We start from the raw sequence: 8,124 nt of genomic DNA, 5'->3' as shown, positions 1-8,124 counted from the left end.
AGACGCTTACCGCTTGTGAAGACCCTATGCAGTCCAAGATCGTCGGACGCTGGATTCAAGGCGACCTGCACTCACCGAAGTAGCCCGCCGCCGTGAACCCGCGGGCACTCGTCTTGTATCGAGCGCGCTTCAGACGTTGACCTGAACGCGCCGAATGCGCCAACCGTATCGCGTCATCACACGCCGACGAACCAGGTAGCACGCGCCCTCTGTTCATCGGTCAGAAAACCGCGGTGATCAATGCGATCCGGGCCCATCTTGCCGAGTTCGGGATCGTTGCACCGGTCGGGCGCCACGGTGTCGAGGAGCTGCTCAACGTCGTAGCCGATCCAAACGATAAGCGAGTTCCGGAGATAGCTCGTGCGTGTTTCTCGGCATTGGGGGCTCAATTGCGGAGGATCAAGGAGCAGATACTGGAGTTCGACCGGCTGATCAGGGCCTGGCACCGATCCAACGAGGTGAGCATGCGGCTCGATGAAGCTCCCGGCGTCGGTCCGGTGCTGGCTACTGCTGTGGTCGCTACCGTTGCTGATCCAAAGTCCTTCCGAACAGAACGCAACTTCTCGGCCTGGATCGGTATCGTGCCGAAGCAGCACTCAAGCGGAGGCAAGAACAAGCTCGGCAATATCAGCAAGCAAGGTAACCGCTATCTGCGTGGCCTGTTCGTTGCCGGCGCGCTCGCCGTCATCCGTTACGCCAAGATCCATGGCACCAAACATCGGCCCTGGCTCACGGCCTTGCTGGCGCGGCGGCCGACAAAGGTTGCAGCTATCGCGCTCGCCAACAAGATTGCGCGAATGGTGTGGGCCATGATGGTCAAGGGCGAGTAAGGAACCCGTCGCGCTTGCGCGGTAAACGAGATCGCGCCGGACAACCGGCGTGATGTGAAAGTTGGGAGGGCAAACAGCACGTAATGCAGAGCCGGTCGATCCGGCGATCGAGACAACCCACTTGTGCCAAAGCATTCTTGAATGCGAGTTGTTGGTCGGGACCTGATCCGCGGAGGGCATTATGGCCAGCGGTCACATGAACCGCGTCAACCGGCCGGACACGTGGCTGCACCGACCGATGCTGCAAAACGTGAAGAAAGCTCTTGCCAACTCGGAGCCGTCCACACATGGCACTTTTCGGAGATGGCGCTCGTGCCCCTTGATGTCCGGTCATTGGGGTAAAACCGACTTCATCAAGAAACACGGCGACGTCCGGGTTTGACCCCAGCGGACATCAGGCCCTTCCAAAAAGTGATGAGCCGTTTGCGAATTGCCCGGATGGTCTTCTCTTGGGTACACAAGAACATAAGCGAGCCAATTCGATGCTCTTCGTCAATCAAATCTCGTTCGGCGGAGCTTTTCGACGCATTCATCAACAAAGGCATGCATTCTATTCGATAGAAGATTCGAGTGTGCATAGACGACATGCACGGGAATTGGCTCCGGTTCGAATTGTTCCAGGACGTACTTGAGTCGGCCGTTTTTTCGGAGCGGCGCGACCTGGTAGGAAAGAAACATGCCCAGACCCAACCCATTAATGCAGGCGCTCAACGAGCTGTCGATCTCGTTGCACGTGACCCTGCAGATAATCGGAATCGATACATTCCGCCGCCCGACCTTGAAATGCCATTCGCTTCGCGGTGCCAAACCCGTATGTCTAACGCAACAGTGTTTCCGGATATCATCCGGCACCTTCGGGATGCCATTTGAGCGCAGGTATTGCCCAGTTGCGCAAACAACGCGACGTACGTGGCCGACGGGGATAGCCACGAGCGAAGAGTCCTTGAGGTGCGCGATTCGAACCGCAACATCCACATGCTCCTCGCTCAGATTCAAGACGCGATCGCCGAATCGTAGATCAATGGTCACTTTTGGATGGCGACGCAAAAAATCATTAACAACTGGGGCCACATAGCGTCGACCGAACAAGACGGAAGCGCCTACGGTCAGGTTCCCCCGCAGCTCCGCTTCGCGCGAGATTAGAGTTTCTTCAGCCTCGTGCGTGGCAGACAGAATGACGCGGCAGCGTTCAAGATATAGCGCGCCCTCCTCAGTAAGGCGGATTCGACGCGTAGTCCGATGAAGCAGCATAACGCCGAGATGCCGTTCCAGCGACGCCAGGGTCCGCACCACGGTCGGCAAGGAGGTGTCGAGGGCGTTCGCGGCCGCTGTTAGGCTGCCCTTTTCAACGATCCGCACAAACGTTTCCATCGCACCGAACTTGTCCATGACGGCATTATTACTTCATTTTTTGGAGTAGTCGATTGCTCTCAGCTGTATTTATTCAGTCAGATTAAGCTGCGATAGTCGCGTTCTCACCGCCGGCGGATGGCTGCGTCCAAAATAGGGTGCGCATTTGCTGCGGCTCTGCACGCATCATGGCTAGACAGGAGTCCGACAATGTTCAGGAGGCGTCTGACAACAATCGCGGTCATCGCTATGGCAGGGACGTTTGCGCATCCGGCGTTTGCGGCGCCGGCGGAAGATCTGGGCAAGGTCCATTTCGAGACGTCGTGCAAACCGGACGCCCAGCGGCAGTTCGACCGGGCGATGCTGTACCAGCATTCGTTCTGGTACCGGGCTTCGCAGAAGTCGTTCGAGGACGCGCTAAAGGCCGATCCCGAATGCGCCATCGCCTATTGGGGCATTGCACTGAGCCTGCTGTACAATCCGCATGTCGCCCCGCCTGTTAAAAACCTCGCGGAAGGTGCTGCCGCGCTCGAAAAGGGCAACGCTACGGGCGCGAAGACGCAGCGCGAGCGCGACTACATCGATGCGCTCGGTGCAATGTACGCCGACTACGAGAGGGTCGACCATCGCACACGCGTGCTCGCGTACCTCAAGGCAATGGAACAACTGGCGCAACGCTACCCGGAGGATGACGAAGCGCAAATCTATTACGCGCTCGCCCTCAATGTCGGGGCTTCACCCGCCGACAAGACCTATGCCAATCAGCTCAAGGGGGCAGCGATTCTGGAGAAAATCTGGACGCGTCAGCCGGAGCATCCGGGAATCGCTCATTATCTGATCCATCTTTACGATACGCCGGCGCTCGCCGAGAAGGGGCTCGCGGCGGCACGACGCTACGCCAAGGTGGCGCCCGCCGCGGCGCACGCGCAACACATGCCTTCACACATTTTCACCCGGCTCGGCTACTGGCAGGAGTCGATTGCTTCCAACACCGAATCGGGGCGCGTTGCGAAGGAAGCTGGAGATTTCCACGATCAGCTGCATTCGATGGACTATCTGGTCTATGCCTATCTGCAGCTCGGGCAGGACGGGAAAGCTAAGGCGGTCATCGACGACATGACGAAGGTCACCGGCTTCACCGAGACTTTCCTTCCCGGGCCATATGCGCTGGCTGTTTCGCCGGCCCGTTACGCAGTGGAGCGCGGCGATTGGAAGGCCGCAGCGGAGCTTCAGGTTCGCCCCAGCCCGCTGGCGAATGTGCAAGCGATCACGTATTTCGCGCGTGCCCTCGGAGCGGCCCGTTCGGGCAATCCCGAGGCCGCCAAGATCGACATCGCCAAGCTTGCCGAGTTGCGGGACAAGCTGCGTGACGCCAAAGATGGCTATTGGTCGGAACAGGTCGATATCCAACGGCAGGTCGCGACCGCCTGGGTGCTTTACGCCGAGGGCAAGCGCGATGAGGCGCTGAACGCGATGAGCGCCGCTGCCGACGTCGAGGACAAGACCGAGAAGCATCCGGTGACCCCGGGCGTGCCCAAGCCGGCCCGCGAACTTTACGGTGTCATGCTGCTTGACAGCGGTAATGCCAAGGAAGCCCTTACCGCCTTCGAAGCGACACTTAAGAAGGAGCCGAACCGGCTGGGTGCCTATGCCGGCGCGGCGACATCGGCCGAAAAGGCGGGAGACAAGGCCAAGGCCAAGGAATATTACGAAAAAATTGTCGCGATTGCCGATGGCGCGGACGATAACCGGACCGAGGTCGCCGACGCGCGCGCCTATCTGAAGAAACTCTGAGTGGCACGCGGTGGAAGGCAACGGGAGCCATCAGTGAGACCACTCCTTCTGTCGATCGCGCTGGGCGCGCTTGTCGCGCCGGCGCACGCCCAATCGCTTGAGGTCATCGGATACTCAGGTTATCTCGGCGAGTGGGAGTTGACCGCCACCGTTACGGAAACGGCTCCGGGCCGAAAGGGATATTTCGGTCCGTTGATCATGAAACACGTCGGTCTTTGCACTCAGGATGGCCCGGAGGAGAAGAGCGGTGAAATTCATCTTGAGATATCGGCTGCATCATCCCGATTGGATGCTACACTGTCGGTGGCCGGGGTCGAATGCAGTTACAGCGGACGATTGTCCGATTCTTATACCGGCACGATGACCTGCCCCGATCGGGAAGCGGTTCCGCTAAAACTGTGGGTTAAATAGTCACGCCCGACACGTGGTGCAGCGTCGCGGTCTCGCAGCGAAGCAGCCGGAGAAATCAGGCGCGTCGGGCTCGGAATTGTTGCCGGCCATCGTTGTTGCAATTTGGCAACGCTGCTTTCTTCGCCGACGTTCGCAACAGGTGACGCCATGAGAAGGCGCGAGTTCATTGCCGCACTGGCCGGCCTGGCATTGTGTCCGGTGACGACCCGCGCGCAGCAACCATCCCGGAAAATTCCGCGGATCGGCTGGCTCGTTCCCAGCCCTCGGGCAGAGCAGGATAATCTGGAGGAGTACCGTCGCGGCATGCAGGAGCTCGGCTATGCCGAGGGTCGTACGGTCGAGACGAAGTATCTTTACGCCGAGGGCGAGCCCGGCCGTCTGGATAAACTTGCCGCCACGCTTGTGACTGAGAACGTCGACATCATCGTCACCTTCAGTACACCAGGCTGTCTTGCTGCGAAGCGGGCAACAACGATCATTCCAATCGTCTTCGCTGCCAGTAGTGATCCTCTCAGTACCGGTATCGTTACTAGTCTCGGCCACCCCGGCGGAAATATTACCGGGCTATCGGTGATGGCGACCGATTTGAGTGCGAAGCGGCTAGAGCTGTTACAAATGGTGGTGCCGAGCATTCACAACATCGCGGTGCTCTGGGACTCCTCCAACCCCGGAATGGCACTGCGCGTGCGCGAAACCAAGCTCGCGGCCGAGCAGTTGAATGTTGCTTTTTTGGATTCCGGCGCAAGTGATCTTAATGGCCTCGAAGCAAGTTTCACTGCGCTGTCAAAACAGCGACCTGAGGCGTTGCTGGTAACCGCGGAGCCATTTACGAGGCTCCATCGAGACCGGATCCTTGATTTCACCATGAAGAACCGTATTCCCACGATCTATGAAGACGGTGGTTTCGTGCGGGCTGGCGGCCTTATTTCTTATGGACCGAATATCCCGAGCCTGTTCCACAGCGCAGCGGGCTATGTGGACAAGATATTGAAAGGGGCTAAGCCGGCAGATCTCCCGGTGGAGCAACCGACGAAGTTTCTACTGATCATCAATGTTAAAACAGCAAAAGCGCTCAATCTCGAAATTCCACCGACGCTGCTCGCTCGCGCAGACGAGGTGATCGAATGAGCACGATAACTCCCGTTATTGGCACTTTCGCATGTATTGGTTGGGCCGACGCGGAACGATACCAATAGGGGTGAACGTGTAAACCGCTTCGCCGCGTTGATTGTAGGCGGTCCATTTGATCTTCGCGATTCCCTGCGGTTTGGTCCGGGATGGGGTCAGTTCAACCACTTCGCCCTCGATGTGGAGCAAATCGCCGGGCCGTACCGGCTTCATCCAGCGCAGATCATCGACACCAAGTCCCATTAATGGGTGCGGCCCGAATGGCCGGACTTGAACGGAAAGACTCATCGCGATAGCGGCCGTGTGCCATCCCGAAGCGGCGAGCCCATTGAACGCAGTCTTCTCCGCGGCGACGCCCTCATCCTTGGTGACCGTAAATTGGATGATGTGTTTCATCGGCTCATTATACCACATCCAATGTCTGCAGAAGCTACGAGGGCTTTCCGGCTGGCCATCCGAAAATCCAAGTCAGAATTGGAAAAGGCGTCAAGAACTGTAAGAGAAAAGCGGCAATCAGGATCATAGCCCCGTAGGACAATACCCCGCGCATTATCCGGTGCCCAAGTGGAGGGTAGGGTGGCTTGTTATCGGCGGGCCACGCGAATGTCTGTTCCCATTCTTGCTGAGAGATGTGGGCTGGCCTAATTCGCTCAAGCGGCACCCAGGCGCGGTACGCCCCAATGCCACGCTCCCGCGCGATAGCATTTCTCAAGTACAACAAATTACTTCGTCCGACAAAATCAACTGCAGCGATGATTATGAGACGTACAAGGTACAGAATCAATGAGCCGGCGAGGTAGAGATAGGCAATCATGAAGCCAGATATCAGCCAGGATTTGGTGAACGATTTTACGGTAAAAACTGCCGAGAACAATTGCACTGTAGCATCGACCAGTTTGTCGAGGCCATTAAAGATTTGGCCGAAGATCGATCTATCATCGGCAGCCTGCAGCCATAGGATCACGGCTATCACGATAGCGAGCTGCAATAGGGGAAATCTGACTATGCTTCGTAGTGGAGCCAAAATCAGTTTGATCATCCGGTGGGTGCTCCTGATAGATCTGCCCGGCAACTTGTTGCACTTCAGACTGCAGCCCTCAATCAAGGTACAAAAAACCCCGCGTCAACGCTATGTGCGTCAACGCGGGATTGGATATTAAACCTTAAGCAAAGAACTACCTGCGCCGCACGAAGACGAAACGACCGTTGGAGAGAAGGGTCGAAGTTTCCAAGGGTCCAAGTACAGAGTCCTTAGCCTCATTTACGCGGTAAGCGAAGCCGACGCGGTGAACAGCGCCCCGCGCGCCAGCAGTCTAACCACGGTCGTGGATGCGGCCTGGCGAGCGGCTGCACCAGTTCCCGGAAGATATCGTCGAGGTGGGGTAGGGCGCTACAGCCCGGTCGCGAACTTCGCCATGACCACGAATATGGCGACTTGCATCGTGCCCTGGATCGCCACCACGCCCACGAACCAGCGCATCCAGCGCCCAATCTTGGCGCTGTCCGGGTTCGGCTTCTGCAGTTCGAAATAGAGGCGCAGATTCGTCGGCAACAGGATTCCCGTGCCCTGGATAGTCAAGATCGTCACGATGACGAGCGCTGCGATGACCCAATGGAACCCCGGGTAGCCGACATCGAGAAAACCCATTCGTTTGGCAAGAAACCAACCGGTGGTCGAGGTGATGATGCTGACCGTCGGCATCAGGAACAGCGTTCGCGGGACCAGCCCCGAGATCACGGCGCGGCGGGCGTCGAGCGGTAGCCGCTTGAGTACCGGTCCGACCACAAAGCCCATGAACAGGTCGATGCCGGTCCACAGCGCGCCGGTCATCACGTGGAGGAAATTCAACAGCCAGTCGCTGCCGTATTGGATCGCGAGAACCATCATTGCCAGAGCGAGCACCGCAGCGACGACATACCCGCGGCGGACCGGCGAGGCCGAGCGAGGCACAACGCCGACGACCTGATCGCTCATGGTGAAGCTCCGCGAAAAATTCCGTGGTTTCGGAGAAGGCAACCACGGACGGTAGGTGCCGCGGCTGCGAGGGTCAACCGGGGTCCGCTTCGGTCACTCCAGAAGTTCCTCTTTTTGCCCGCCGATCTAGGCGAGATCTCGTCCAACGTTGGCGCGACCCGCTGGGCCGCCTATATTGAACAGGTCGCATCTGTATCGAGTTGGCATGACTTATCGACCGCGCGATCTGCCGGATCGCATGGCCGACCGGCACAAGCCGGGCAACGGCTACAGGCGCGAAATCTACGCGTTACCGCGTGCTCAAGCCCAAACGCGGGCAAAGGAGTTTCTCATCTCGGGACGGGAGAATGGAAATGCCTCAGGTGAAGGGCGATGATGAAGCTTATGAAGATCGGTTAGTGATCTTAGAAGAGTTAGGTATAGAGGAAAATGCGCTGGAGCATGATGAGTCCACTGACGAGGTAAGTGCCTCAAGCGACGAAGCGGCGATTAAAAGGTTCTTTGCCAGAGCGTTTCGGGAATGGGCCGAAGGAAATGTAGAAGGAACAGCCCAAGAAATCTTTGACGCTGTAGTTACTCTCCTTGACAGCGATTAACAAGAAGAGCTGCTCGCTCGGCGCGGTCTCATGGCCTTGA

General features: G+C 57.9%; 9 protein-coding genes. 5 read left to right on the top strand and 4 right to left on the bottom strand.

Annotated elements, in window-relative coordinates:
- Positions 1-167 precede the first annotated feature (167 nt).
- A complete protein-coding gene (locus tag QZ213_RS20665) occupies positions 168-830 on the top strand; it encodes an IS110 family transposase (RefSeq protein WP_365885082.1) in 663 nt (220 codons plus the stop codon).
- 492 nt (positions 831-1,322) lie between these two features.
- Here the strand turns inward: QZ213_RS20665 and QZ213_RS20660 are convergent, their stop codons facing one another.
- Positions 1,323-2,219: a LysR family transcriptional regulator gene (locus QZ213_RS20660; protein ID WP_291687952.1), complete on the bottom strand. Its 897-nt coding sequence runs from the start codon at positions 2,217-2,219 to the stop codon at positions 1,323-1,325.
- 99 nt (positions 2,220-2,318) lie between these two features.
- On the opposite strand from QZ213_RS20660, the gene QZ213_RS20655 reads away from it, so the two are divergent.
- From QZ213_RS20655 to QZ213_RS20645, 3 genes are all read left to right on the top strand, one after another.
- A complete protein-coding gene (locus QZ213_RS20655) occupies positions 2,319-3,974 on the top strand; it encodes a hypothetical protein (protein ID WP_291687951.1) in 1,656 nt (551 codons plus the stop codon).
- Between the two features lie 33 nt (positions 3,975-4,007).
- Positions 4,008-4,385, top strand: coding sequence for a hypothetical protein (locus QZ213_RS20650; RefSeq protein WP_291687950.1), 378 nt, complete (start codon positions 4,008-4,010; stop codon positions 4,383-4,385).
- A gap of 102 nt (positions 4,386-4,487) precedes the next feature.
- Positions 4,488-5,513, top strand: a complete 1,026-nt coding sequence (locus QZ213_RS20645) for an ABC transporter substrate-binding protein (protein ID WP_291687949.1) — start codon at positions 4,488-4,490, stop codon at positions 5,511-5,513.
- A gap of 15 nt (positions 5,514-5,528) precedes the next feature.
- Here the strand turns inward: QZ213_RS20645 and QZ213_RS20640 are convergent, their stop codons facing one another.
- From QZ213_RS20640 to QZ213_RS20630, 3 genes are all read right to left on the bottom strand, one after another.
- A complete protein-coding gene (locus tag QZ213_RS20640) occupies positions 5,529-5,909 on the bottom strand; it encodes a MaoC/PaaZ C-terminal domain-containing protein (RefSeq protein WP_291687948.1) in 381 nt (126 codons plus the stop codon).
- A gap of 34 nt (positions 5,910-5,943) precedes the next feature.
- The gene (locus QZ213_RS20635) at positions 5,944-6,552 is read right to left on the bottom strand and encodes a hypothetical protein (protein WP_291687947.1); all 609 of its coding nucleotides are present in this window, start codon (positions 6,550-6,552) and stop codon (positions 5,944-5,946) included.
- A gap of 351 nt (positions 6,553-6,903) precedes the next feature.
- Positions 6,904-7,488 (bottom strand): hypothetical protein, encoded by a 585-nt coding sequence (locus tag QZ213_RS20630; protein WP_291687946.1) that lies wholly within the window; start codon positions 7,486-7,488, stop codon positions 6,904-6,906.
- A 353-nt stretch (positions 7,489-7,841) separates the two neighbouring features.
- On the opposite strand from QZ213_RS20630, the gene QZ213_RS20625 reads away from it, so the two are divergent.
- Positions 7,842-8,084, top strand: coding sequence for a hypothetical protein (locus tag QZ213_RS20625; RefSeq protein ID WP_291687945.1), 243 nt, complete (start codon positions 7,842-7,844; stop codon positions 8,082-8,084).
- The last annotated feature ends 40 nt before the right edge of the window (positions 8,085-8,124 follow it).

This window comes from Bradyrhizobium sp. (assembly GCF_017881085.1).
Classification (GTDB): domain Bacteria; phylum Pseudomonadota; class Alphaproteobacteria; order Rhizobiales; family Xanthobacteraceae; genus Bradyrhizobium.
The sequence above is the reverse complement of the archived record's forward strand: the minus strand, read 5'-3'. Positions and strand labels throughout refer to the sequence as shown.